Below are 26,349 nucleotides of genomic sequence, written 5' to 3' on the forward strand. Positions count from 1 at the left end.
GTTTGCTATATTCCCGATGAAAAATCGGGAGATGCCGCTTCCATCGTTAAAGCTAGCAAACTTTAAAATAATTAAATTACCATATTTGTATAGTTCAGTTAAATAAGAAAACTAGATCATTTATAATAATATCTTTCAAAGTGATAGAATTATGAAACAAAAAAGCCTGTTGAATAACATTCAACAGGCTTATAAATTAAATTAATATCTACTAATTCTGAAGCATTTTAGCAATCTCTTTTTCAATAGATTTTAACTCGCTAGCTTTAAGTTTTTTTGGCGATTCTTTTTTATTATCTAAATATTTAACACCAACTCTCAAAGCCTTTAAGCCAGATACACCTTGTAATTCATCTAGTTCTAACCCTTCTAAATCATCATTTAAGAAGCCCTGAACCTGCATATACTTGATATACTCCATGTACTCTTTAGCTTCGTCTTGATTGAAGTAAACCAAGGCTATTTTGTGCGGCTGTGTCAATCGCTCCGTTGTTCCCTTAATTAAAACCTTATCAATACGTTTCTTAACCACTTCATAACGAATATTGTACGCACCCTCTACATCGAAACGACGTTCATCATTTCTAAAGCTAATATCAATCGCATTAGAATGAATAAAAATCATTTGCGTAGTCTCCAACGGACGAGGCATTTCACCAATTAATCCTTTTGATAAACGAGCAATCTCAACCATTGAGGTTAATTGCCATAAGCGAATATTTTTTAGATATAACAGATCGAATGGTTTTTCGGGTGCAATTTCTTGTCCGATGTAAATATCATATTCAACACCATCTGTTCTAAATTTCGCAAAATAGCAAGGATATGATGCCTGTAACTTCGCCTGCGATTTTTCTAAATACTGACTAACCTCAGTGTTAATCAACTGCATAGAAACTTCCAATTGCCTGCGATTAGCATAAGCATCGCCTGTTGCTGGAACAATTACCTGAAAATAATTATTAATCGTTTCCGCAGTTTCAGGATAATTGCCTTTTATAATGGATAAGAATGGATAAACCTCGTTCTCTAAGAATTCATTTAATTGATTTTCCTCATTTGATGAGGCAAAACTACCGATGCGTTTAATCCAATCCTTACAGTTAAACAAAAGTTTATCAGTAAGATCCAAAGTGATCATTTTGCGGATGGCTTTCAAGGTATCGATTAGGCTGTTTAGCAAAACATTTAAATCATCTTTTAGGGCTTTATTACGCTCGGTTGTAGAATTACGAATATCAATAGCACCAAAGAGCGGATACATGTTTTTAAAAGTAACCGTTTCTATTTCCTTTAATTTTCTATTGCTGTTTTTACCTTGAAGAAAATGCCAAACTGCTTCATTAAATTTCCACTGTACAGATGGTTGCAAAGCTGTAAATTTATCCATCAATACCTCGTCCATTTTCGAATCAAACTCTTCGATACTGTATTGAAAAAGTTGACCAATTAATGGTAGGGCCGAACGTAATCTTGATAACAATTTATCATCAACCAAAACCTCTTGATTAGAGTAAACCTCTAAAACACCTGCCAATTGTGTGTTATAATAAATCGGAAGAACCGAATAAGAACAAACACCAGCGGCTTTTAAAACCTTTAGAAACGGATCTTTCGTAATTTGATCATCATTAATAGCACTAACAAAAATGGCTCTTGGATTCTCCTTATACTTATCAACTAAAGAATAAAAAACTTCTTCCTCTAAATTAGAAGCCTTTGCCGAATTTATCAACATGCTTTGAGAAAATTCCTTATTATCGAAGACTAATTTTTTGTTTACCGTTAAAAATGGCATCAAACCAAATTCCAATCTACCATCGCCACTTAAACTTTTTAAGGCCTGAATAACGTGGGTGTAAGCCTCTGTTTGATAATTGTGATTAACCAATGCATTTCTAATCCCGTCAATGGCGTGTTGTAACGTAACATCGGTTATCGAAATAATGCTGAAACCCTCAAAATGAAATTCACCAAGCGGAAGGTTTTTAACCAAATACTCTAATTCGGTATCCTCTTGAAAATGTCTTCCTAATTCTTCAAAATTGATTTCTGGCAAATCACCTTTATGAATAATATCAACAAACTTGGTGTCGGTTTGGATATTATAATATTGAGTAAGCTTTGTTTCTTGATTTATATGCCCGTAAATAATTTCATTTTTAAGTACGGAAGTAAAATTGTAAAAACGGCCTAGGATAATATTGTAGATAAACTTAAGCTGTTTTTTTTCAACAGGCTCGCTATCTTGTCCGACTTTATTTTTAGGATCGTGATCTTTAAAAAATTTGTAAAAGGCATTTGTACTAAAGAAAATTTGATCGGGAATTGGTGTACTCAATGCCCAAAATAAATCATCCTCATCATCCATTAAAGGGGTGAGAATGGTAAAAATTAATTCTAAAGTATCTTTATATTTTGATAGTTCTTCTGCGCTGATAGTGCCTAAAAGCACATCATCTTTTTCGATTTTTTGAAGTAAAAACCTGTAAAACTCAGATTTTACCGATTTTTCTGTCTTTAATCTATCTTTTAAATATTCCACAAGTGGGCGAAAAGATAGCGATGATCCTACCTGGCAATTTATACACTCGTTTTTATGTATTTGGATTACGTCGGTATTCATTGTATAAGTTTTGCTATAAGTGTAAATTTTTAGGTTATCCTATTTATTAATTCAATACAAAGATACATACTCATTAAAGTAACAATCGTCTGCTGAAGGTAATAGTTGGATAATACATCTATAAATATGTTACACAAATTTAGTACCTAAAATTTAGCGAAACGTATGGATACCAACCATCTGTGGAATGTCCAACCACAAATCGCACAACTGTGAGTGATGCCGGAGCGAAGTAAACCCCTCCACCAACGCCGTGGTGCCATGTTGTAGATGCTTCATCTCTTTTCCAAACCCTACCTACATCATAAAAACCTAATAAGCCAATTTGTCCGGGCAAAACGTAGCTAACTAAATCTCCTATTTTAGCCCTCAACTCTAAATTATTGTAAAAACTTTGTTCGCCTGCAAATCTGAATTGGCGATAGCCCAATAAATTTCCTTGTCCACCGAGATACAGTGCCTGATAAAATGCAGGTTTACCTATTGTAACACCTCCGCCAAAACGATCGGCCAAGATGAAGTTTTTTCTGCCATCAAGGTTTTTATATAGGGCGATACTTGCCGTGAATTGTCCATAAGAATTAGAATATTTATTTACGCCTTTAAAGCCTACCAATCTAAAATCTACATAACTACCTAACGTTGGTAATAAATCATTATCTCGGGTATTATTGGTAAAATTTACAAAAGCGCCGGCGAACATTTTCTCATTGCGAACCGTTAGGCTGTCTGAAGAATGCAATTGCGATGGATTTTGAATAAACCTACCATCGTTATCTTCTTGATTGAGCTTGTAATATTGGTAAGATGGACCTATACTTAAGGTCGACTTCGGGCGACGCCACCTAATAGATGCTTCAATATTATAAAGGTTGTACCTAGCCCGGTAATATTTTATATCATCACCATGCTCATCAAAGCGAGTATCGTTTCCTAATCCAAAGAAATTTTGCGAATTATTCGGGGCATAAACATCGCCTTTTAATATAAAATCGCCTTTACCTAAGGCTTTTAACCACTCTCCCTTGTAATTAAACCTAAATGCTTTTGTGGAGAAAGAGTGTAAGAAAGAAACGGTTTGAGAATTTCTCCAGGGTTGCTTTCTGAAGCCTGGATTGGTTTGCTTATAAATTAATCCCAATAAGATACCATCATCGTTGTTGTATCCAAAATTTAGAATTCCCGAGTTTCTGCGGTACATATCTTTAGGAATGTAGCTGAAATTAGCAGTATCATTAGAAATTATTTTTCTGATTTTATCTTGATCATCGCCAGCATAAGTTGCCTTATCTTTTCTGCCATAAAGCTTTACGGTTCCATTGCTTTGGGCAAAATCGTAATATTTAGTGCCCTTGCCTCCAATAATTCTGATTTTTATATTCGAGTTTTTATTGTTCAATATCAAGCTATCGTTTCCATTGTGCATGTAAACGCGAATCTCCTTTGTCACTTTCGGATCAAACTTTCTATCGAATAACTCATCCTTTACATTCCCCTCTTTCGAAATCTTATTAATTTTTACCCTTAAGCCATCATCTGCAGCATCGCTTATTTGAATCAATTCATTTTTATTGGTTACCTCAATGTCTACAATACGGTTAAAGAAATGATAATAATCATTCATCATTTTCGGCAATTTTGCAATTCTGTCTCGCATAGTAGCCAAAAGCACATCATGATGTAAGGTATAACTAGGTTCTGGAAGCTTTTTCAAGGCTTTTTCAAAAACGGCATCATTATAATTTGCGCAGAAATCTTTTACAATTTTATCAAATTGTTCCTCATCAATATTAGCTGTCCACCGGCTACTAATCTCTCTTCCCTCCCACAAAAACCAATTGATATCCTTAATTGGGCGTTCATAACCTTGCATCATTGGAAGTAGAGATGATGATTGCGTATAGCGCTGTAAAAAGCCATCTGATCTAAAAAATACTTGATCGCGATCTCTAGGTACAGGTGCATAAGTCGAACCATCCTTTGTTTTGGTTTCTTTCCAGCGCCATTGATCTTCATGCCTATCCCAATCGCCCAACAAAATATCAAAAGCCCTCGCCCTTACCCACGCAGGACCGTCCAATTTATTATCGTTATCGTCCGTTAGCTTCTTATCCATTTTTGGGGAGCTATCCGATTCTCCTACGGGTTCTCGCTCCTCAAATAAGCAAAGTGTATTGGCAAAAGCAGATTCAAATTCGCCTAAGTTATCATCGGGTGAAACCCAACCAATAATTGGGTTGCTATGCGGGATTTTAGCCGCTTTCGCTAACTCTGGAACAACTAAAGCCGAAAATGGATGTTGTGCAGACATATTATCCTTGATCACATCTTTAGCAAAAGTTGCTCTTAAGGCTTCTGGCAGTAAAACTTCTGGATATTTCTCCACACTACGCAGCACATATTCCTTGCCATCCTTATCTTCCAAACGTAGTGATCGAGATTGATTTCCTCCACCACGTTGGGTAGCCTTTAAACCACCCATCATTTGTGATACACGCAACACCGGCACTTTGGTTCTTTCAGCGTATTCCTTGCGGTAATTTTCACCAAATAAATAACGGTGGAAACGACCAACACTATCATATTCGGGTTTTATGCGAACAAAAACACTATCTGCCGTAATGGGTTTATCTCTATTGCGAACTTTTGATGGAAGTGTTTCGAATTTTTTGGTGTAGCTGTAAACACGCTTAACGCTAGTATCAGAATAGATGTAATATTCGTAGCGCATATCATTATTCTTTAATTGATCTGCAACCACGTAACCTTGCTGCATCTCATGAAATAAAGATGCTTTTCCCTCTTTATTTGGCGATACCTTTGAACCAGAACCACTGATAATTTGCAATTGCTTTCCCTTAATTAATTGCAAACCATGCTCATGACCAGCCACATAGGTCACATTTGGATAATCGCCAAAAACGCCCGTTACTGATTTAATCATATCGCGATAAGCTGGATGATTTAAATCTTCTGGACTTAACAAAGTTGATCTTAATAAAGGATATACCGAACCCAAACCTGGTAAGGGTATGTATAGATTTTTATTTAATGAGGTTAGCGGAAAAAGGTGATTTCTAAGATTAAAAAAACCCCCATGCGGACCATAACTTTGAAATGGATGATGGGAAGCCAGTAAAATTACTTTATCCTTATTCTGTTCTAGCAATTGTTCCATTCTTACAATAACCTCATCTTTTGTACGGCAATCGCACTCTCCATTTGGATTAGATTTATTGTAAGGAAACAACCACCATTCGCTATCGTAAGCAATTATGGTTAGCCTATCTGTTAAATTTATCGCTACAGGATCAGGACAACCATTGGCCGGAAGAAGCTTTAAAAGCGGATCATTTTGGGCTTTCAAATAATCATCCTGCGCTTTTATCTTGGCTAAACCTTTCGGTCCAGATTTATCCCAATCGTGGTTGCCAGGAACAAAATAAACCGCAGCACCCATTTTACGCATTGGCTCGAATTGCGATTGCAAAATCTTTTTGGTTTCTTCTTCTTCCAAACTTCCAGGCAAACCCATTCCAGTTGGATAAATATTATCTCCCAAATAAACTACGGTTGTTTTTTTAGGGATTATTTGTTTGGCAGCATTTTTTAAATCCTGCATTTGCGCAGGATTCATTTCGCCAGCATCGCCAAAAAGAATAACACGGTATTTTACATCGTCTTGCGCAAAGGCAATGAAATTAAGCAATAGTAAGATTGTAAAAAGGGTAAATCTTTTAATCATAGCCCAGCATTTGTATAAAGATAAATAAATTTAGACTGACTACTTTTTCAGTTTAAACATTAAAATATTTCCTGCGGCTAACGTTCCGCCTTCGTTTGAAATGTACAGGTTGTTGCTGCTATCGAATGCAATACCCTCTGGTTGGTTAAATGCTGAATTTAATGGGTATACAGCTTTAACCTTAAAATCGGCTGTAGTTACCACTAATGATTTATTTACCGATGAAAGCACATACCATTCTCCAGTTGATGGATTTTTAGCCAACGCTGATGGGCGAAACCTTGATTTTGAACTCCCAGAAAATTTCGCAATATCCTTGTGTGATAAACCAAATTCGCCGCTAGCCTTAAAAGATCCATCGGCAGAAAATGTTAAACCATAAATGCTCGACGATTTTGCCTTAGAATCTGGCTTACTATCTTTCGTTAAAACGTAAACCATCCCAGTTTTTTCATCGGCAGCTAAGCCCTCGTATTCAGCTTTTGGAACAAGATCTTTCGTTTTTACCACATCGACAACCTCTGGTTTATTTATTTCAGAAATTGGAAAGGTGTGCAATTCGCCGTTGCTTTTTAAAACCACAACATGATCTTTTATAATCGTTAGGTCTTCGTAATCGCCTTTGCCTCCAAACTTTGTAAATTTTGATTGCTTATCGCTTAAACCTAAATGAAACAAATCTCCGTCTTCATCCTGAATGGCAAAAACCTCTTTCGCATCGCCATTGTGAAAAACAATTCCGGAAATTTCAAACAAATTTTGTGGCATATTGTATTTCACCGGATTTTCTAAATCGTAGGGCAAAGCAACTTTAGAATCGGTATTTGATGCAACTTCTCCAGTTTTAGATTTTTTATCTTCTTGTTTCTCATTTACACAAGAAACCCCTGCAAAAGCTATTGCACTAAGCATTAACATAGAGGTTATTTTAATTTTATTGTTTTTCATATGTTTATATTTTGCTTTCATATGTTATGAAGCTGTCATAATTTATTCTTTCCTCTAAGTGATTATTCGTACTGGATTATTATTTTTATTTGGTATGAATGAGCCCTAAAGGGGTTTTGAAAATCATGACGGTTTCATAGGATGAAAATTTAATTTTTATTTTTTAAAAATTGATAGATATCATGCTGAGATGCAACAAGAACTGCTCCCTTTTTCATTGGAATATTATTCATGTGCTCATCAATAACAACAGCTTGCAGGTTATCCTGTTTTTGAATATTGATGATATCTAAAATCTCTTCTTTTATTTTTTGATCGTAAATTGGAAAGCATACTTCTATTCTGCGATAAATATTCCTGTTCATCCAATCGGCAGAGCCTAGGAAAACATCATTTTGGCCCAAGTTGTGGAAAACAAAAATGCGACCGTGTTCTAAATATCGATCAACAATTCTGGTAATTTTGATGTTCTCGCTCATACCTTTAACTCCAGCAATGAGGCGGCAAATGCTTCGAACCATCATTTCGATTTTTACACCGGCTTCTGATGCCTCGTAAAGTTTATTAATCAAAACCTTTTCTTCGAGGTTATTCATTTTGATGGTAATTGAAGCTGCCTTTCCTTGTTTTGCATGATCGATTTCTCGATCTATTAAAGCCAGAAATTTTTGCTGAAGGTTAAATTGCGCAACCAATAAATGATCGAATTGAATGAGATCTGCAGATGATGGCTTTATGCGTTTGGCAAGAAAAATAAAAAGCAGCTCAACCTCCCGAAGCATTTGCTTATTGGCTGTCATTAAAATATGATCGGTGTAAAAAGCAGCCGTACTTTCGTTGAAATTTCCGGTTGCAAACAGGCCAATGTAACGCATTCTGCCCTCAATTTTGCGCTTAACCAAGGCCACTTTAGCATGCACCTTTAAAGCCGTAACGCTGTAAATGATATCAACACCAACGGCTTTCATTTTCTTTGCCCATTTGATGTTGTTGGCCTCATCAAAACGGGCTTTAAGCTCGACCAAAACCGTTACTTTTTTACCATTTTTTGCAGCGCTAATTAAAGCGTTTACAATTTTCGAATCGCTGGCAACCCGATAAAGTGTTACATATATTTCCTTAACCGTTTCATCGATTGCAGCTTCGTTAAAGAACCTTAAAATGCTATCATAACTTTGGTAAGGGGTGTGTACAATAATATCGTTTTTGTAAATTTCTTCGGTTAGCGTTCCTCCGATTAAGTCGGTATTACACAGCTTGGGCCAATTATCGTTAGAAAGCTCATCCGATTTTACAGGAAAAGCCATTAAATCTTTCAAGTTATGATATTGACCGCCTATTATCCTATTTGCCTTTTTTAAATTGAAAATCTTTTTAAGCAATTCAAAAATATTCGTAGGAATACCTGGCTGATGTAAAAATCGAGTAGCCAGACCAAAATCACGCTTTAGGAGTTGGCCCTCCAACTGCTCTGATAAACTGCCAGAATATTCATCTTTCAGATCAATTTCCGCATCTCTGGTAACCTTAAAACTATAACAACCTGTTACCTCATCGTTTGGAAAAATGCGGTCTAGATTAAAACGAATTATATCATCTAAAAAAACTACAAATGTTTCTTCTTTTGATACTACCTTATAAAAACGTGGCAGTTGATCGGATGGAATATTTAAAATTACAGGTTTTTCTTCTTCTCCATTCTTAAGCGTAACGATAAAATAAAGTTCATTGTTTGAGGGAAAGAAGTTGGTATTTTCATCGATATAAATGGGCTGCAAAAATGCCAAAACCTGACTTAAAAAATATTGTAGCACAGATTTTTCAACAGCCCGAGGATAACGTTCACCATAAATTAAATTGATATTATTGGCTTTCAGTTGTGGAATAATATCCTCCTTAAGCGCTTTTCCATAACGCTGCTGCTGATCTGAAATAAGTTGATTAGCTGTTTTAAGCAGATCTTCATCAATGTGGATATCGTTATCCTCCTGCTTGCTTAATTTCTCAAAAGCCAGCATAACAGGCATTCTTACCCGGTAAAATTCATCCAGATTAGAAGAAAAAATAGATAAAAACTTGATGCGTTCTAATAATGGAACCGAATTTCGTTCGGCCTCCATTAATATGCGCTCGTTAAATTTTAGCCAACTTAAATCCCTATTGAAAAAAGATGTTGCAATCATTTCTGCCATTAAAGTTTACCGTAAGCTGCGTAAGCAATTACAAATGCAAATACCGCAGCAATTAAACCAAACATAAAAATGTTGTAGGCCAATCGAATCAGTTTGTATTTACGACCCAAAACCACTCCTTGAGAGTATACATCGGTAATTAGCGTGCCGTAAAGAAAGTCTTTATCATTCATCACCTTAATCATTCCATCGGTATAACTTGGCAGGCTCATTTTATAAAAGTTACCAAAGAATAATAGGTTAACTTTTTTATTATCCATATCCTGTTGAGTAAATTCTCCTTTCGGAATGGATGGACGAGTAGATAAAATAGAAACTACCACACAGGTTAAACTCACGATGAGTAATATAAAAGTTGGAATAATTAAATTCCCATGATCTTCGAGCCTGCGAAGCAGCAAACTTACAATTAAGGAAAGCATAATTGAATTCACGGTGATTAAAATATGTGCCTTGTTATCGGCCATATCGCTTAATCGCTGATTATTTGCAGAGGTGATCCTAAACATGGTTTCAATTCCCTTGTCTGGCCGATCATCCTTATCTTTCTTTTTCTTTTGATCCAACACAATAGTTGGTGCAAAATTTTTGGCTTCTTCTAGCTCGGTACTAATTTCTTGTTGAGCCGTTAATTTACTCTTGAGCTTACTTATATTTTTTTGCTTTTGATCGCTTAATAACAATATGGCATAATCGGTTTGGTATTTATGAGATTCCATGAATTGGATATCCTTTTTACGCCACTCTACCTTTTTAATATCATTTTTATGAATCAATTCTACTTCCTTATGCATAAGCTTACCCTTTTTACGGAAATCTGGTAAGCCTAAATGGAATAAATCTGCATCGCAAATTATTTTATCAATTTCATTTTTAGGGGTTTGTGGAATTTTTGTCGATAAAATTGCAGATTTAACATTATCACGAATTTCTTTACCAACCTTATGCTTTACCAAAAAATCATCGGCCAATTCGGCGCCTTTGGCTTCATGATTTAAGGCATCTTCAAAATAACCTGTATCATGAAAAAAAGCTGCAACGGTTACCGTAAAATAATCCTGCTCACTTAACTGATAATGGTTGGCAATTTGCTGTGCGGCGTTAACAACTTCTTTAGTATGCGCTAAATTATGATAAACCAATCGCGGATCGCTATGTGTGTGGAAGTAATCGCTAACATGCTTTTCTACATCTTCCTGCAATTGTTTATAATTCATGAATGTATTCTTGTTGAGATAATTTATTGTTTTGAGGGAAATGCATTTTCTTAAAATACTTTAAAACCTAAATTGTTTTGGTTTTTTTTATTGAATATAAAATTACGCTAATTTATACAAAAACCTCGTCGATCTTACTCAACAACAATAATGCCTTGTTTATTTTACAAAAGAATTGTTAAAATACGCCATGAATAGGCTAATCTGGGTTGTTAAACACCATAGGCATATCGATAAAAGATTCTTCACTTAATGTTCTTTACAGATAAAGTACATCATTTACACTAAAATAAATTAAACTAAAACAATTGTAGCGAAGCTCCGTATTTGTACTTGATATTAACACTGCTAAAACACATTACCTTTCTCCAAGGTTTACCTAGCACTGATAAGTTCATGATTATTTTAAATTTGAAGACCACAATGTCCGAACTCATTTCCATTCAAGTTGGCGATCATATCAAATATTTCAATAAAGGAGCAGAGGTTGATTCTATCCGAATTATAACCGTAGGGATTTCCTCGGTATTTAGGTTTGGGCTAATAGATGGGAACTATATTATAATCGTTAGATAACAAAAAAGCAGGTGGATTTTACCACCTGCCATTCCATTTATCCATTATTTTTTCAATATTAATGAGATCAAATAATCCCATATCTATGAATTTCAAATTTAAATAATTGTCCGTCAGTTTGATAAAACCCTTATTTTTTAGCTGGTGCCAACAGTCCTGGATATAAAATTCCGTCGGTTTTTAAATTTAGGTTAAGGAGCTTAGCAATGAGTGGAGCGATATCTTCTTGGCCCATTAAAGGGATAACCGTACCTGCTTTAATACCCTTACCGAAAGCAACAAAGCCAGTTTGTATTTCTTTAAAATCTGTTGGTAAATAACCGTGAGTTCCTCCACTTACAGCAGCCAGCATCTCTCCCGTTGCGCTAGCGCCAAAGCTAAAGCCTTGGTTTGCGGCCAATGCGATAGAAGCAGTTGGATCGCCCTGCGCTTTGGCTATTTCCTCCTTATCTAGCACATGATACATTCTTTGGATACCTAACGGAAGTTGTTTAAGTCCTTGATTTATTTTCTCTAAGCCTGCCTTGTCTTTTGGATCTTTCAAATGTAAAAACGCGGATCCTCCACTTTGTTGGAAATAGGCTTTCCATTCAGTTTTTTTGGCATCATCATATAAACCTAACTTGGCCAAAAGTACATTCGGCTTAAATTGGGTGTGAATATCTACAAAACCATGATCACCGGTGATAATAAAGGTGGTGTTTTTGCTAATACCCGCAACTTCTGCTGCATCCATTATTGTTTTAATGGCGACATCAACACCTACCAACGCAGATCTCACCTTATCACCATCACGACCTTGCTCATGTTCAAAATGATCTAACAAAGCAATGTGAAGTGCTAAAAATGATGGCTTATACCGTTTTAGGATGTAGGCTGCCATCCTCGATTTATTTTGATCGCTGGTGTAAAAATCAATTGTTGCACCATATTCAACAAACTGACCAACTGCAAGATTTTGAACTTCTTGAAAAAGTGATTTTGGATTAGATTCTAGCAACATCGCCTTGATCTCATCCTTTTTCTCACTTTTATCTTTCGGGAGGATAACATACTCTGGTAAATTATAGTCAATCGGCGCACCCACCGTTACTGGCCAGCTCACGCCCGCAGTAATTAAGCCTGCGTCTTTAGCAGCTGTCCAGATGGTTGGCACTTTAATATCTTTATAATACCAAAACCATTTGCCAGATACCCCAAGCGGCTCAACAGGAGTATTGTAATAAATTCCATGTTTTGCAGGAAGTACACCGCTTACTATTGTGGTGTGAGATGGGTAGGTTACGCTAGGAAAACTTCCTCTAACGCCCTCAGCATACGAGCCATTTTTCATCGCCTGGCGAACATTAACCATTCCCCATTGTTGATCCATATAAAATTCTGGTCGAAGACCATCAACGCTAATCAGTACAACGTGCTGTTCTTGTGCATATATACTTCCTGCAGAAAGCCAGCAGAGGATTACTGAAATTATAGTTCTTTTCATTGTATTAATTTTGGGCAAAGCTGTCTCTGTATTAAAGCCAAAAGGTTTCATTTTACACAAAGAAAACATTGCGAGTTTAATTTTCAGCTGGCTATACATAGGCCAGCTGTATCAATTAATTTGTGATTTTAGTTACACCTGTTACCTCCTGGATAACAGATAGATCTGCTGTTTTACCAACCGCAACAGTTTTATGTACACGTTTTGTTGTCCAGGTTTTACTGGCAACATCATAAACCCCGCCTAAAAAACTAAACTGATAAGGTTCGGGGTTTGCTCCAATCTTATTCGTGTTATTTCCCTGTCTGTAAAAAGGCTGAAAGGTGGTGCCATTGTATCTTTTATAATAATCGTTATCACATATTGCATATCCAAAACCGCCAACATAGGCATTTCCAGTACCAGAATAGAAAGCTACATCAGAGGGTACGGTGTTAAGATCTACATTGGTGGTTGGAAATATCGCAATTCCAGCAGCATTTCCACTGTTGGCCAAAAGGTTGGCTGTTTTATCGCCAATTCCATCATCTCCATCTAAGTTATTGTAAAGCTTACTCACTACCCAATTGGCTTGGCTAATATCTGATGAATTTGATCCAGCGATAAGTTTATATCCTCCAACATAAAAAAACTTGCCTTTGGCAACTGTTCCCCGTGTAATATTAAATTTATAGCTACGCAACCCACCTGTTGCCCAACCGCCTACAGGAGCACCTACTGGAGTTGAGGTACCCGCATTGTTGGTTGTGAATAAGGAGAAAGGTTTTTGCCTAAAATCTAAATCCTGGGTGGCCATCAATTGGATATACTCATAATTTGCATCCGTACCTTCTGGATCGGCCAAATAACCTGTTATAATTGCAGGATTTGGCCCTAATGGAATACTTGGATCGACTACGATGCTGGTTGCTATAAAATCAGCTTTAACACGAGGCCATATCTGCGGAACTGATGTTGTAGGTGATGGAATAATGATTCCCTTAACGTTAGCCGAATAAGGCAATAACTCCGTTTTAAATGTTGCTGTACCATTCACATTCATCTGCATATCGCCAGACCCCTCATTAAAGGTTTTTACACCTTCAATACGTTCTACGCCAATGTTAGGATTAAAATTAGAATTGTATATCACTCCAAAAAGACCTTCGAAATTCTCGGGCTTGGTAAGCATAGTTACAGCAGAAACGGGTGTCATAATAACAGTTACACCCGAAGCAACCTTTTGCACATTAGCAGCAGGCAAACCGGTAATTTGTAGAATACCATTTACGCGTTTTAAAACGCCACCTTCAATTTTAATGTGTACAGAATCGCCTGGAACATAGTTGGCAGCAGCTGCGCCAATGTTTATAGCTATACCCCTCAATGAATCGATGGTAGCACTAACCTTTCTTAGGTTTTGAACAAATAGTAACCCAGCTGGTAAATTATTGCCAGAATGATCAGAAGTAACTTGCCCAGCAATAATCGTTGCACCACGGGTTAATTCCGTAGTTAATGTAACTTCTCCATTGCGATGAAGTTTACGTAAATCCAAATTGGAGATATACGGGCTTGGTGTACTAATTACAAAATTATGATCTTGCTTACAAGCCATTAAGGTTGATAGCACAGTGCATGCAACCGTGTAAAATATGATTAAGGTCTTTTTCATGATTATAATTTGCGTTATGGTTTTTGCCACCAAACTAATGTATTGATATCATCTGCTCCCTGTGCGGCAACAGCGTTTCTATAACTAGCTGGATTAGTAGATTGGGTAATCAATGGATAATTAAGTCTTGCTGGCATTCTTTGACCATTTACTAGGCCTGGACCCTTTGGCAAAATTGGATGACCTGTTCGTCTATACTCGAACCATTGCTGAAAATCGACCAAGAACATGGCATAATATTTCTGGATTTGAATCATCTCCATTTGGCTTTTACTTCCAAAGGCTGTGGCGTCCAATGGCAAGGTAGAGTCCCACTGCAAATTCGCGTCATTTACGTAGCTCACAAATCTTGCATCAGTAGGACTAGTAATATAAGCAGGCATCCAATAATTAATCATATCGGCCATGCCTTTGTAATAATAATTTTGAACAGGCCCACTTATCCATCCTTTTGCTGCTGCTTCTGCTTTAATGAAGGCAACCTCTGCACTATTCATGATGATTCCCGTATTCTGATCAGTTTGAAGCGTAAGTTTATTCTCTGTATCTGAATTGAAATGCGTTTGAATAATGGTTCCAGAACCTGGAGAATAACCACTAGATATTCCAACCCAACCATCGGCACCTCTATCTAGACCAAAACGTGGCACACTGGCAGTTCCCAAACTTGGCACTACGCAAGGATGTTCCCAAGTAACCAATTTACTCAAGAAGAAATCACAAACGGGCATGCCCCTAAAATCCACCGCTCGTATATTAACCATGAAAGGTGAAGAAAAAACTGCCGTACTACTATTTGTTCCATTCCAAAGGATTTTTGCAGTATGGCTATTGTTCTCCATTACTGGGTATTCTGCAGGATTGGTATCAACCATCTGTTTAATTTTAGCAATTGTGGCTGCAGATACTTCAGCTTTTCCAGCAACACGTAATAATAAACGTAGGTACAATGAATTTCCAAACCTTCTCCATTTGGCAATATCTCCTTGATAAACTGGATCACTCGTCGGCACGATTGCAGTTCCAGCTTTTAACAACTCATTCGCCTGCTCCAGCTTTGCGAACATATCGCTATAAATATCCTTTTGCTTATCGAATATGGGCTGCAAATTATCGTCCTGACCTAAATTAGCCTGTGAATATGGAACATCGCCATAAGTATCAGTCAAAAGTGAGTACACCCAGCTTTGAGTAATTAATGATATTGCTTGATAGGATTTATTTAATGATTCTGGTTTGCTGGCAATTGTATAAATATTCTTTAAATCCGTAAGGTTTAAGTACCAGTTATTCCATGAATAATCGGCAAAATTTCTCCTTACATCGTAACGGAAAATCCTACCTTCAGAATCGTTGACCTCTACAGTTACCTGCATCAATTGGTTAGTGAAATTCCAATTACGAACCATATTTGTATTGAGAACATTAACCAATGCTGGGGTAAGCAATTGATGCGCTTCGGCGCTACGCCTTCCGATAGGATCGGTATTAACCTCGGTAAAATCCTTTGTACAAGCGCTGATAGTTAAGCTAAATATGCCCAGTACGATATATAAAATATTTTTCTTATTTGTTTTCATGATTTCTATGTTTAAAGGCCAACGACCAAACGAGCTCCAAATGTTCTGGTTGATGGCAATTGTCCGGTTTCAAATCCCTGTATAATATCAGAGCCAGCAAGAGTACCAAACTCAGGATCGAAAGCAGGCCATTCTGACCAAATGAACAGGTTACGGCCATAAGCACCAACAGTCATTTTGTTAAGACCAAGCCTTGCCAAGAATTTTTTCTTAAAGGAATAAGTAATATTTGCTTCCCTAAATTTCAAGTAATCGGTTTTAAAGATACTTCCCTCGGCCTGACCGCTTCCATATAAGGATTCGTAATAAGCGGCAACATCTGTGGCGATTACATCATTTTTACGGTAGCTACCATCAGCATTCTGAAGTACTCCATCGCCAATTACACCGTTGTATCTACCTGGTAAGGTAATAGCATGCTTTCCTAATGATGCCATTCTTGAGAAAGTAAGGGAATGCCCAATAGCTCCCAACTGTGCATCGAAAAGTGCGGTTACACTAATTTGCTTATATGTAATCCCCGTTCCAAAACTGAACCTAAATTGAGGTGTGGTATTGCCTAGATAAATTAAATCTGGATTTTCTAATGCAACACCTGTTGAAGGATTGAAAACTATCTGACCATCTGGTGCACGAAGATACCCTCGTCCGTACATATCGCCCATGCTTCCGCCAACATTGGCAACAACTTGTCCGCTTCCTAGCGCTCCTGTGCGCAATACCAATGAACTATCTGCCAATTCCTTGATCTTGTTTCTATTTGCACTGAAAGTACCATTCAGCGTCCACTTAAATGATTTAGTTTGAATTGGTGTACCATTAACGGCAAGTTCAATTCCTTTGTTATCTACTCTACCAATATTCACTACTTGTACGTTGTATCCTGAAGATTTGTCTACAATCCTATTTAAGATCTGGTTTTTGGTATTCCCAGAGTAGGCCGCTACATCAAAATTTAAGCGGTTTTTAAATAGCTTTAAATCCAAACCAACCTCTACCGTAGTGGTAATCAATGGCTTTAAATTTGGATTGGGTAATGTTCGGGTATTATTTAATGCACCATCAGGATAAATTCCATCGGCTGCTGATAAATAAGCATACTCTGTTCGGTAAGGCGTAGTGCTGCCACTTCCTACTTGAGCAATTGAAGCTCTTAATTTAGCGTAGCTGATGGATTTTGGAAGCTTCCAAAAATCAGATGCAATGAAAGCAAGACTTGCTGATGGATAAAAGAAACCTACATTATCTGTTCTGGTAATTGTTGCTAACGTACTATTCCAATCCTGACGGGCAGTAAGATCTAAATATAAGTAGTTCTTATAACTCATCGAACTGGTGGCATAGAAACTGTTGATTCTATATCGAGCTGTATCTGGAGCGTAAACAAGTGGACTTTTGTTATTCTCTAACGAATACACGCCCGGAATGATCAATCCATCTGCCCTGGTTTCTAATCTGTTATATTCATTACGAAGTTGGCTACCGCCTAAACTGGCACTCACCTGAAAATCCTTACCGAATTTCTTCTCATATCTTAACATAAAATCGGCATTGATTTCGTAAGAACGAATATTACCTAATCTATAAGAACCTTGAGCAAACTTATTTCCAGAAGCATCCCAAGGGCGCATGGTTTCACGAACATCGTTATTTAAATCTGCCGATGCACGAACCATTAAACTCAACTCTGGTGTAATTTTATAATTTGCCGATAGGTTACCCAACCAACCATTTCGCCTTTGCGCATTTAGATATTGCTCGGAAATGGCATACGGACTTTCTGGATTGGTGGTGGTAATATTGATAAACTGTTCTAAAACCTTTCCCGTAGCCCAATAATCTTTATACCAATCTACATTTACATTGGGCTGGGCAAACATAAACCAATACATTAGAGATTGATTTCCATAACCAGTAGCTGGTAAATTATCGCTATTTCTATTGCTATATTGTGCCTTAAGGTTTAGGGTTAGTTTTTTAGCTATTGTAGTATTGGCATTTAACGATAAACTTGTTCTTTCCAAACCAGTATTAGGTACAATCCACTCATTATTTCCGTGACTTGCCGAAAAGCGAAGTCCTACTTTTTTATAGGTACCATCTAAACTTATTGAGTTTGTCGATTCAAATCCTGTAACAAAAAAGGCATCAACAGGATCTTTATAAGCAACCCATGGCATTCGATCTACTCCCCTAGCCTTAGTAGCTGGATCATATTGGTAGTAAGTACTACCCAATGAAAACGGTGGGCCCCAAGTAGAACTTGTTGCATTGGTACTCGGCCCATCAGGACTTGTTCCATAGGAGAAATAAGAATTACCATACACACCAGCCCCAAACTCTTGCTGTCTATCTGGCCCACTATTTACCTCTTCCCAAGCGCTGTTTGATGTAAAAGTAATACCCAACTTTTTCCTATTTAACGTAGCAGATTTTGTGGTAATGATTACTGCTCCATTTGCACCTCTTTGTCCGTATAGTGCAGAAGCTGCAGGTCCTTTAAGCACAGTAACGTTGTCAATATCATCAGCATTTAAATCGTTCAATGCACTACCAAAATCGGCAGGCATAATATCTCCAGAAGTTCCGTAAACACCACCACCTGTAGCCGAACTACGCCTAGCACTACTGCTGGCAACTACGCCATCAATTACGATTAATGCCTCATTATCTCCCGTTAAGTTGTTTTCTCCACGCAAGATAATTTTATTAGAACCCGCTGGACCACTATTCCTTACCAAATTAAGGCCAGCAACCTTACCCGATAATGCCTCAGTCCAATTACTGGCAACAGCATTGGTAAATTCGGTGCTATCCAATTTGGTTACGGAATAACCCAATGAACGTTCTTCACGCTTAATACCCAATGCTGTAACCACAACTTCATTAAGGTTGTTGCTACCAGCAGTCAAACGAATATTGATTACGGTTGTATTTTGATTTACTACTCTTTTTACTACCGAGTAGCCAAGCATGCTAAAATTTAATTCGGTTCCTAGTGGAACAGATACCGTGTATTCGCCATCATTATTTGTAATTGCATATACTTTTTTATTGGCGTCCATAATATTAACGCCCGGTAGTGGTTGGTTATCGGCCTCATCTACCACCTTACCTTTAATGGTGATGTTTTGTTTTGCCTGAAACAATAACCTGTAAGATTCACCAGCCCACGTTAAATGCGGTTGGGCAAAAAAGAGCATCAGGATGACGCAGCATAATTTTTGGGATCTAAGGGTGCAAAACCTTCGTTTCCTTACGTGCGCAAGTAAATTTTTCTTCATTATTAATATTTTAATTAGTTTTCCTTGGCGCAAAGGTTGATTTTTAACTTAACGCAAAAGTTAAGTCCGTATTAAATGAGCCTCACAAATTGAATATTGCGATAATAGCCGAAAAATATAATCAAAAATCTAATAATCAGTTATTTAAAAAAATAAATGCTCTCCGAAACGAGTAATACATATACCTTAAGACACAAAATTTTTATCTAAACTTAATCCTAATTTAATTTTGGATCGTTTAAGCCATTTATCAATAAGGATATTATTAAATTGACCAGCAATTAATTTGTTCAATAAATGGAAATCTTGTATCTGTATAATTACAATACCGAGATAAGGGAGGTGATATAGATGGGTAAGCAAAAAGCGTAGAATGAAGCACTTATAAGTTTTTAACTCCACTTTACTCATTAACCAATAAACCTCAAAATATAGCATGAATTAATCTAGCCCTAAAATTCATAACTATAAGGAGGCGATTAACAATTATTTGATTTTTCTCTAACCTGAAGTAAACAGTTAATTAATACATTTGCCAATGCTTATTACTTAGTAGCATAAAGAATTAAGACATGAAGATAGCTGACCTTAAAAAAGAAATCGATCGCGATATACGAGCCGAATTCCTAAACATATTTAAGTTTACCAATCTTTCCTATGGAAAAGACAACCTCAATACTCAAATTATTGATTACCAAAACCTGCAACGGGAAAACGCTACTAACGAAATTATTCAGAAATAAGTAAGGGCTAATAATTGTCTTACTAAAGCGATAATTCTGCATCGACTTTACAATTGCTTGGAAATACATTCCATATATTTTGTTCCACTGTTACTTTAAGCCTATATATTTCCTATTCATATTCAATTGATGAAAAACATACTGTTGTTAATAAGCTTTTTTACCATCGGAAGTTTGGCTAAATCTCAAACAATTGCCTTGCCCGATTCGATTTACTCCGGTGAACAGGGAAAGATGCATGTACAGGGTGTTGTGCTTGATAGCACTAATAGGCACTTTTATTTCTCCTTTACCGATAAATTAGTAAAGACGGATTTACAAGGTAAGCTGATTGGCAGTGTAACTGGCTTTATTGGCCATTTGGGAGATGTAGCTCTTGGACCCGACGGAAAAATCTATGGCTCGCTAGAATATAAAAATGATGCCATTGGTAAGGGGATTAAAAAGAAACTGAAAGTAGAAACCGAAGGTGACGATGGTTTTTATGTCGCCATTTTCGATGGTTCGAAGATACTTAAGGTAGATATGAATGCCGAAAAAGAAGACCTGCTACAAACGGTGTATATTAAGGAAGCTGTTGATGATTACCAGGCTAAAGTAGGTATTGGGCAACAACAACAGCATAGATTTGGGTGTTCTGGCATAGATGGGATTACATTTGCGCCCTCAATTGGCGATAGCAGTGACGGCAAAAAATTTCTATATCTGGCTTATGGTATTTATGGCGATTTAAACAGAGAAGATAATGATCATCAGGTTATTCTAAAGTACGATGTGAGTAATTGGAAAAAATATGCCCAGCCACTTTCACAAAGTGAGATGCATCACAATGGCCCACAAAAACCAATTGAAAAGTATTTTGTAAAAACTGGGAATACACGATATGGGATTCAAAACCTTGCTTACGATCCATTTAGCGGTAATTTGTTCGCTGCAGTATATAAGGGATCAAAGCCTAATTTTATCAACTATGATTTATTTGTAATTGATGGTAAAAAAAAACCAAATAGCGCTTTTATCAATGCGGGCGGACAAAACTTAAAGGTGCAAATGTTATCACTTGTTAACGATAATACCGCAGCGCCACAATCGGAAATTACAGGTTGGTCGTTTCCCTGGGGCGCAACAGGAATGCTTCCGCTTGGAGATGGACAATTTTATATCTCTCATAATAAAAAAGGAAAAAATGGTTTGGAGCAAACAACCATACATAAATACAAATGGACGGGAAATAAAGAAAATCCATTTGTAATGATAAAATAACCTCTATTAAATGGCTTATTTCTTTCCCTTAATTTTTGATATCACCATTTGAACCACCTTAAACAACCCAACGGCAAGCAGCCCCGCTAAAAAACCAAAAATTAATTCCTTAATTATCGATGGCCAAGTAGGTAATAGATGGTGAAATGCAGGGATATTGTGAACAAAAATCCCACCGGAAACCAAAATAAGGGCAATTGTTCCAACGATACTTAATACCTTGATAATTATGGGAAGAGATTTAACCAATAACTTACCCAACTTCGAAAGAAATCCCTTGTCTGCAGAACGTCTAATTAAACTATGACCTACATCGTCCATCCTAACAATAACGGCTACAATGCCATAAACACCAATTGTGGCCAAGAGAGCGATTATGGAAACAGTTACAATCTGTATGGTACGGTTTTCATCCAGAACGCTTCCCAGCGCAATGATCACAATTTCAATTGAAAGAATGAAATCGGTCGTAATGGCAGACTTCACTTTCGTACGTTCGGCCTCATTATCTTCTAATGGTTGTGCATTAGTAGGAACTGGTGCATGTTTAGGGTGAAAGAAATACTCAACAATTTTCTCTACGCCCTCATAAGCCAAGTAAACTCCTCCAAGTACCAGAATAACTTTGATCGCTACGGGAAAAAAGACATTTAATAATAATGCTACTGGAACAATTATCAGTTTATTTATAAATGATCCCTTGGTTATTGCCCAGAGTACTGGCAGTTCTCGTGAAGAAACGAAGCCAGTTGATTTCTCTGCATTTACAGCAAGATCATCGCCTAATATTCCTGCGGTTTTTTTCGCCGCTACCTTGGCCGTTACGGCCACATCATCCATTAAGGCTGCTATATCATCTAAAATTGCAAAAAAACCTGAAGCCATATCTAAATTTAAAGTTTCGTAAAATAACAATTTGTTTTGTATTATCTCCCAATTGAAATTGTTCTAGTTTGTTCATATTTAAACAAACTTTCAATCATCAATTTCGAATTTCCAACACTATTTAATTATTGTGTCTCTGCATCATCATGCTCAAGGGAGTTTTGTCTTGTTGGTCCATGTGGATGATGTTCTTCTATGGCTTCAGCAAGGAGATCCAATATTTCCATATCAAGTTTTGCGGGATTTGTACACACCTGTAGAATTTGATGTTTATCGGGATCGAAACTGGCAACGAGCGATTTGTTTTCAAACACCTTAAATCGGCAACGTTCCCCGTCATGATGCATGTATTCCCCGATCTCAAAATGCCGTTCGCTTTCTTCGATCCTCAAGCTTATTGTGTAGTTTTCCATATTCGTGTAACCAGTACCATTAACAACACCTGCCCTATTTTGTTTAGGCATATTCTTATAAAATTAGGTCGAATTGTTTTGCAGACTGGCTTAAAAGCTAATAATTACCCGCCACATGGATTTGAATCGAGCGTTAAATAATGATATTTTCAAAACAGGATTAAAGATTTTCGGCAAGGTTGTGCCAAAAATCGAAAAATAATAGAAAGGGCAACACCTTTTCGAAAAACCGTATTACAGTGTAGTTTCGTTAAGCTGTGGATTTTTGCTGGCATTAACCTGGTAGGTCGTAATTTTATTATCTTCTGCTATCTCCACGATGCGGTAACCTCGATATGCGGTTCCCCAATTGCCACCAATATGCGCATCAAAAAAATGCGGCAGCTTGTTTGTATAAAAAACAGCATCCAAACTATGGTCATGCCCATGAAAAACGGCTTTGATATTTGGATAGCTGTGCAATAGATTAATGGTTTCAGGGCATTCTATAAAAGGGCTCTCAGGAACCCAAAAGTGAGGCGGGATATGCAGTATTACAAACACCGTTTTCAAATCCTTAAACTTTTCAAACTCCTGTTTTAAAAACTTATTATCAGGACAAAGATAGGTGCCTTTTGTATCTGAAGTATTGGCCAAAACAAAGCCGATTCCATTTTTTTCGAATGAGAAATTATCCTCATAACCAAAAACTGATTTCCATATCTTCGCATCTGCATGATCGTGATTACCAGGAATTGCATAAAATGGAACTTTTAATTTATCGTAATAATCTTTCTTCACCTCTGCTAGCAATTCTGGCCGATCGTGAACCAAATCTCCATTGATAATTACCAAATCGAGTGGCGATTTATCGTGAGCTTCGTTAAGCCATTTCACAATGTTTTCGTGATCTTTTTTAAAATCGGTACCTGGCTGACCGTAGTGGCCATCTGATGCAATTGCAAAACGCAATTTTACTTTCTTCCCTAAAGATGGAGTGTGATCATGACTTTGATCGGCTAATGAAATTAAAGGAGAAATACCTGCCAATGCAACCCCAGCTAAACTGCCTTTAAGAAATAATCGTCTATTAGCCATAATTTGAAATGATTTACAATTCAAGGTAATAAAGCAATACTATTGAATTGGTATTTATTAGCTACAAATTAAACATCGCCATGTGAACCTAATGTTAATCTTAAATCAATTTAACTTAACGGCATCATAGGCTACGCTTAAAGGGATTGTAAATCAAGTTCTTAGCTCAGCAATTTATAATTTAAAGCGCTGTTAATAATTGCTTTACCGATGCCCTTTTCTGATAATTGGGATCAAAATGCACATATTTAATTTTCCCTGAACGATCTACAATGTAAGTTGCAGGTACAGGAAGCGTATGCCTCGTATTGCCGTTGTTATTTTCAAGATCAATGCCATAGCCCTTATATTTGGTAAAAGTTGCATTATCCATCTCAAAGTTTACGCCGTAGGCTTTAATAATGTCATCATTCTTATCTTGAATGATAGAAAAACCTGCACTGGTTTTTTGTATGGTTTTCGCAATATTTTCCGTTGTTTCGGGCGTTACACCGATTACATAAGCATTCTTAGCGGTGAGTAATTGTAGAGAGTCTTGAAGTTCTTCGATGTGCTTGTTGCAATAAGGGCACCATTGGCCACGGTAAAAAAACAATACCACAGATTTATTTTTCTTAAGTAAAGCCTTTAAGTTAATTTTTTTGCCGTTTTGATCGACACCACTAAAACTAGGCGCAATCGAACCTGCTGTTAATCCTTTTTGTGCATAAGTGTATGATGCCAATGTGGTTACAAAAGCAAAAATTAATAATATATTTTTCATTTTATTTTGGATGAAGCAAGGAGGATTGATATTTCCTGCTGGTTTTCTAATTATATTTAAACTTTTTGTCAGCTATCCGTTAGCCTTTCACTATTATATTGCTACGGCATAAATGGAAATAAAGGTACACAAGAGTTATCGAAATCAATGCGATAGAAAGAAATTCACCGTTTGATTTAGCTTCATTTTTTTTTTTGATACGGGGGCTTGAACTCTTTTGTATTCTATTGGGAATTAAGCTAATTCTTTAATTTAGTTAGAGAGACAATCGAATCATCAATATTCACCTTAATTACCTTGATTTCTATTGCGAGCAACACGCCATCATTGATTTTTGTACTGTAATCGACCAAGTCGTTTCGTTTCAAATCAATCTTAGATTCGTTATAAAACCTAATTTTCTGTCCGTTTAAATCTTTTATATAACCAACCCTTTTTGCTCGATTATAGGATATGATAATTCCTTTCCTCATAGTACGTAAAAATACGTAAGGGATAAAAAATAGTTTTGTAGAAATAAAAAATACTTAAAAATGAGTAGGAGGTTATGTATTTCCTATGTAGTATTTATGATCGAATGATAGGTAAGAAATCAATTTGAAATTTCAGCATGTAACATAATATCGACATTTGAATATTTGTAGAAAAACCAAATTTCCCTAAGAAAATATTCCGTGAGTAATTTCCTTAATGGTATCCTCAGCATAAAAAAAGATTATAAGCATGCCCGAATCCTGCGTAATTACAAGAATATCAGCACGCTTGATCTGATTTTCATTGATAAACCTCGTCAGCCGTTCGTGGCTTGAAAAATAGTCTGATTTCAGAATGATCATAAATATTGTTTTTAGTTTGATTACTTGGATAACTTATTGTTACAATTGGCTTTTGTTAAAACCTTTGAAGACGGCTGAATATTTTTTAGGCAAATATCATATTAGTGTCTAAATTACACTAAGCAAATCCAAACCAATCCTTACGCCGTAAATGTAGTTGTTAAATCAATGGGACGATTTTACATCATTAGGCCTTTCAAATTTGAAAGGTCTTTTTTTTTAATAAAATATAGCCTATTTGGGCTATATATCAGTATTAAACTTAGCCTTACATTTGTTATAATTCATATACGGGAGCATATGATCTTTTTGGGTGAGTAGCCACTTCTTGGATAGGGTGTGGCTAAGATCCCCACTTCTAGTATTCAACTTCAGTTTTAAGAATACGAATAAAGATTTAAAATTATGCTTAAGGCATTTATAGGATGGGGATTAAATATGCTAAACTTCTATCCTCAGCTTCAAGTTTCTAATACATACATGCTCTGAAATATTGGAACGATGACCGTTATTTTATAAGCAGGCTTTCAGCGCTCTTAAAAAAATTATATCATTGGTGGGTTTTCTATTTAAAATAAAACTATTTGCGCAAATTTTTCGTTAATGGCAGTATATGAGTACCTACACCATTCAAGAGCAATTTAATCAATATTTAGATCTTCTAAATAAAATCCACAATCTTGGTCATGACATTGATGCTTCTATCGATGAGACGGAGATTACAGATTTGGAAACAAAAAGGTATACTTGCAAGCAACGGCTCCAAATGGTTACCAAAAGCTTAGTTAATTCCATAAAAGATATGGATAGCAAATATCCTATTCATAATTACTTAGGTAACCAAACCACTTATATTTATGTTGAAGATAATAAGCTAGTTTTTGAATATCATTAATACGGTCTATAGAAAACAATCACCTTTCGATGTCTCCATTTCATCATCAGATTTTCTTTAGATGTGAGTATCGTTTACATGGAGTTTTTAATGATTATCCTTTTTCTGTTTTGCATCTCGTAAGTATCTATCTAAATAAATGATCAACAGATAATAATTTATTGAT

19 protein-coding genes are annotated in these 26,349 nt (G+C 36.4%); 4 read left to right on the forward strand and 15 right to left on the reverse strand.

The features are described 5' to 3' along the window. Positions 1 to 211: 211 nt before the first annotated feature. The 5 genes from EZ449_RS12730 to EZ449_RS12750 form a co-directional block, all read right to left on the reverse strand. Positions 212 to 2,626, reverse strand: a complete 2,415-nt coding sequence (locus tag EZ449_RS12730) for a GAF domain-containing protein (RefSeq protein WP_131559329.1) — start codon at positions 2,624 to 2,626, stop codon at positions 212 to 214. Between the two features lie 139 nt (positions 2,627 to 2,765). Further along, positions 2,766 to 6,371 (reverse strand): BamA/TamA family outer membrane protein, encoded by a 3,606-nt coding sequence (locus EZ449_RS12735; RefSeq protein WP_131559331.1) that lies wholly within the window; start codon positions 6,369 to 6,371, stop codon positions 2,766 to 2,768. Between the two features lie 39 nt (positions 6,372 to 6,410). Continuing rightward, positions 6,411 to 7,319, reverse strand: coding sequence for an SdiA-regulated domain-containing protein (locus EZ449_RS12740; RefSeq protein ID WP_225872307.1), 909 nt, complete (start codon positions 7,317 to 7,319; stop codon positions 6,411 to 6,413). Between the two features lie 149 nt (positions 7,320 to 7,468). Beyond that, positions 7,469 to 9,511, reverse strand: coding sequence for a polyphosphate kinase 1 (ppk1, locus tag EZ449_RS12745; protein ID WP_225872308.1), 2,043 nt, complete (start codon positions 9,509 to 9,511; stop codon positions 7,469 to 7,471). Beyond that, positions 9,511 to 10,728: a Pycsar system effector family protein gene (locus EZ449_RS12750; RefSeq protein ID WP_131559333.1), complete on the reverse strand. Its 1,218-nt coding sequence runs from the start codon at positions 10,726 to 10,728 to the stop codon at positions 9,511 to 9,513. Before EZ449_RS12750 ends, ppk1 begins: the two co-directional genes overlap by 1 nt. Before the next feature lie 423 nt (positions 10,729 to 11,151). On the opposite strand from EZ449_RS12750, the gene EZ449_RS22670 reads away from it, so the two are divergent. Further along, a complete protein-coding gene (locus EZ449_RS22670; protein ID WP_165499752.1) occupies positions 11,152 to 11,304 on the forward strand; it encodes a hypothetical protein in 153 nt (50 codons plus the stop codon). A 130-nt stretch (positions 11,305 to 11,434) separates the two neighbouring features. Here the strand turns inward: EZ449_RS22670 and EZ449_RS12755 are convergent, their stop codons facing one another. From EZ449_RS12755 to EZ449_RS12770, 4 genes are all read right to left on the reverse strand, one after another. Continuing rightward, complete coding sequence (locus EZ449_RS12755) at positions 11,435 to 12,790, reverse strand: alkaline phosphatase family protein (RefSeq protein ID WP_131559336.1); 1,356 nt, start codon at positions 12,788 to 12,790, stop codon at positions 11,435 to 11,437. A 115-nt stretch (positions 12,791 to 12,905) separates the two neighbouring features. Then, positions 12,906 to 14,444 (reverse strand): DUF5689 domain-containing protein, encoded by a 1,539-nt coding sequence (locus EZ449_RS12760; protein ID WP_131559339.1) that lies wholly within the window; start codon positions 14,442 to 14,444, stop codon positions 12,906 to 12,908. A gap of 14 nt (positions 14,445 to 14,458) precedes the next feature. Then, positions 14,459 to 16,024: a SusD/RagB family nutrient-binding outer membrane lipoprotein gene (locus EZ449_RS12765; RefSeq protein WP_131559341.1), complete on the reverse strand. Its 1,566-nt coding sequence runs from the start codon at positions 16,022 to 16,024 to the stop codon at positions 14,459 to 14,461. An 11-nt stretch (positions 16,025 to 16,035) separates the two neighbouring features. Continuing rightward, positions 16,036 to 19,227: a SusC/RagA family TonB-linked outer membrane protein gene (locus EZ449_RS12770; protein WP_131559343.1), complete on the reverse strand. Its 3,192-nt coding sequence runs from the start codon at positions 19,225 to 19,227 to the stop codon at positions 16,036 to 16,038. Between the two features lie 653 nt (positions 19,228 to 19,880). Between EZ449_RS12770 and EZ449_RS22675 the strand changes: the two genes are divergently transcribed. Both EZ449_RS22675 and EZ449_RS12775 read left to right on the forward strand, forming a co-directional pair. After that, positions 19,881 to 20,051, forward strand: a complete 171-nt coding sequence (locus tag EZ449_RS22675; RefSeq protein ID WP_165499753.1) for a hypothetical protein — start codon at positions 19,881 to 19,883, stop codon at positions 20,049 to 20,051. 129 nt (positions 20,052 to 20,180) lie between these two features. Next, positions 20,181 to 21,314 (forward strand): hypothetical protein, encoded by a 1,134-nt coding sequence (locus tag EZ449_RS12775; protein WP_131559345.1) that lies wholly within the window; start codon positions 20,181 to 20,183, stop codon positions 21,312 to 21,314. A gap of 15 nt (positions 21,315 to 21,329) precedes the next feature. Here EZ449_RS12775 and EZ449_RS12780 read toward each other — a convergent pair whose 3' ends face one another. The 6 genes from EZ449_RS12780 to EZ449_RS22680 all read right to left on the reverse strand — a co-directional run bounded on the left by EZ449_RS12780 (position 21,330) and on the right by EZ449_RS22680 (position 25,288). Beyond that, complete coding sequence (locus EZ449_RS12780; RefSeq protein ID WP_317130435.1) at positions 21,330 to 22,229, reverse strand: DUF808 domain-containing protein; 900 nt, start codon at positions 22,227 to 22,229, stop codon at positions 21,330 to 21,332. Positions 22,230 to 22,324: 95 nt separating this feature from the next. After that, positions 22,325 to 22,663, reverse strand: coding sequence for a hypothetical protein (locus EZ449_RS12785; protein ID WP_225872309.1), 339 nt, complete (start codon positions 22,661 to 22,663; stop codon positions 22,325 to 22,327). A gap of 183 nt (positions 22,664 to 22,846) precedes the next feature. Further along, a complete protein-coding gene (locus tag EZ449_RS12790) occupies positions 22,847 to 23,689 on the reverse strand; it encodes a metallophosphoesterase family protein (RefSeq protein ID WP_131559349.1) in 843 nt (280 codons plus the stop codon). Between the two features lie 181 nt (positions 23,690 to 23,870). Next, positions 23,871 to 24,452 carry a peroxiredoxin family protein gene (locus EZ449_RS12795; protein WP_131559351.1) on the reverse strand — a complete coding sequence of 194 codons (582 nt, stop codon included), beginning with the start codon at positions 24,450 to 24,452 and terminating at the stop codon, positions 23,871 to 23,873. Between the two features lie 239 nt (positions 24,453 to 24,691). Continuing rightward, positions 24,692 to 24,925, reverse strand: a complete 234-nt coding sequence (locus EZ449_RS12800) for a hypothetical protein (RefSeq protein WP_131559353.1) — start codon at positions 24,923 to 24,925, stop codon at positions 24,692 to 24,694. 186 nt (positions 24,926 to 25,111) lie between these two features. Continuing rightward, positions 25,112 to 25,288: a hypothetical protein gene (locus EZ449_RS22680; RefSeq protein ID WP_165499754.1), complete on the reverse strand. Its 177-nt coding sequence runs from the start codon at positions 25,286 to 25,288 to the stop codon at positions 25,112 to 25,114. 613 nt (positions 25,289 to 25,901) lie between these two features. Between EZ449_RS22680 and EZ449_RS12805 the strand changes: the two genes are divergently transcribed. Continuing rightward, a complete protein-coding gene (locus EZ449_RS12805; protein WP_131559355.1) occupies positions 25,902 to 26,183 on the forward strand; it encodes a hypothetical protein in 282 nt (93 codons plus the stop codon). Positions 26,184 to 26,349: the final 166 nt, after the last annotated feature.

It is taken from the genome of Pedobacter frigidisoli (assembly GCF_004331675.1).
GTDB classification, from domain to species: Bacteria; Bacteroidota; Bacteroidia; order Sphingobacteriales; family Sphingobacteriaceae; genus Pedobacter; species Pedobacter frigidisoli.

What these genes read in the sequence shown, in the direction of transcription:
- EZ449_RS12730 (WP_131559329.1), bottom strand. Translation starts at nt 2,626, where the DNA reads ATGAATACCGACGTAATCCAAATACATAAAAACGAGTGTATAAATTGC.
- EZ449_RS12735 (WP_131559331.1), bottom strand. Translation starts at nt 6,371, where the DNA reads ATGATTAAAAGATTTACCCTTTTTACAATCTTACTATTGCTTAATTTC.
- EZ449_RS12740 (WP_225872307.1), bottom strand. Translation starts at nt 7,319, where the DNA reads ATGAAAAACAATAAAATTAAAATAACCTCTATGTTAATGCTTAGTGCA.
- ppk1 (WP_225872308.1), bottom strand. Translation starts at nt 9,511, where the DNA reads ATGGCAGAAATGATTGCAACATCTTTTTTCAATAGGGATTTAAGTTGG.
- EZ449_RS12750 (WP_131559333.1), bottom strand. Translation starts at nt 10,728, where the DNA reads ATGAATTATAAACAATTGCAGGAAGATGTAGAAAAGCATGTTAGCGAT.
- EZ449_RS22670 (WP_165499752.1), top strand. Translation starts at nt 11,152, where the DNA reads ATGTCCGAACTCATTTCCATTCAAGTTGGCGATCATATCAAATATTTC.
- EZ449_RS12755 (WP_131559336.1), bottom strand. Translation starts at nt 12,790, where the DNA reads ATGAAAAGAACTATAATTTCAGTAATCCTCTGCTGGCTTTCTGCAGGA.
- EZ449_RS12760 (WP_131559339.1), bottom strand. Translation starts at nt 14,444, where the DNA reads ATGAAAAAGACCTTAATCATATTTTACACGGTTGCATGCACTGTGCTA.
- EZ449_RS12765 (WP_131559341.1), bottom strand. Translation starts at nt 16,024, where the DNA reads ATGAAAACAAATAAGAAAAATATTTTATATATCGTACTGGGCATATTT.
- EZ449_RS12770 (WP_131559343.1), bottom strand. Translation starts at nt 19,227, where the DNA reads ATGCTCTTTTTTGCCCAACCGCATTTAACGTGGGCTGGTGAATCTTAC.
- EZ449_RS22675 (WP_165499753.1), top strand. Translation starts at nt 19,881, where the DNA reads ATGAAGATAGCTGACCTTAAAAAAGAAATCGATCGCGATATACGAGCC.
- EZ449_RS12775 (WP_131559345.1), top strand. Translation starts at nt 20,181, where the DNA reads ATGAAAAACATACTGTTGTTAATAAGCTTTTTTACCATCGGAAGTTTG.
- EZ449_RS12785 (WP_225872309.1), bottom strand. Translation starts at nt 22,663, where the DNA reads ATGCCTAAACAAAATAGGGCAGGTGTTGTTAATGGTACTGGTTACACG.
- EZ449_RS12790 (WP_131559349.1), bottom strand. Translation starts at nt 23,689, where the DNA reads ATGGCTAATAGACGATTATTTCTTAAAGGCAGTTTAGCTGGGGTTGCA.
- EZ449_RS12795 (WP_131559351.1), bottom strand. Translation starts at nt 24,452, where the DNA reads ATGAAAAATATATTATTAATTTTTGCTTTTGTAACCACATTGGCATCA.
- EZ449_RS12800 (WP_131559353.1), bottom strand. Translation starts at nt 24,925, where the DNA reads ATGAGGAAAGGAATTATCATATCCTATAATCGAGCAAAAAGGGTTGGT.
- EZ449_RS22680 (WP_165499754.1), bottom strand. Translation starts at nt 25,288, where the DNA reads ATGATCATTCTGAAATCAGACTATTTTTCAAGCCACGAACGGCTGACG.
- EZ449_RS12805 (WP_131559355.1), top strand. Translation starts at nt 25,902, where the DNA reads ATGAGTACCTACACCATTCAAGAGCAATTTAATCAATATTTAGATCTT.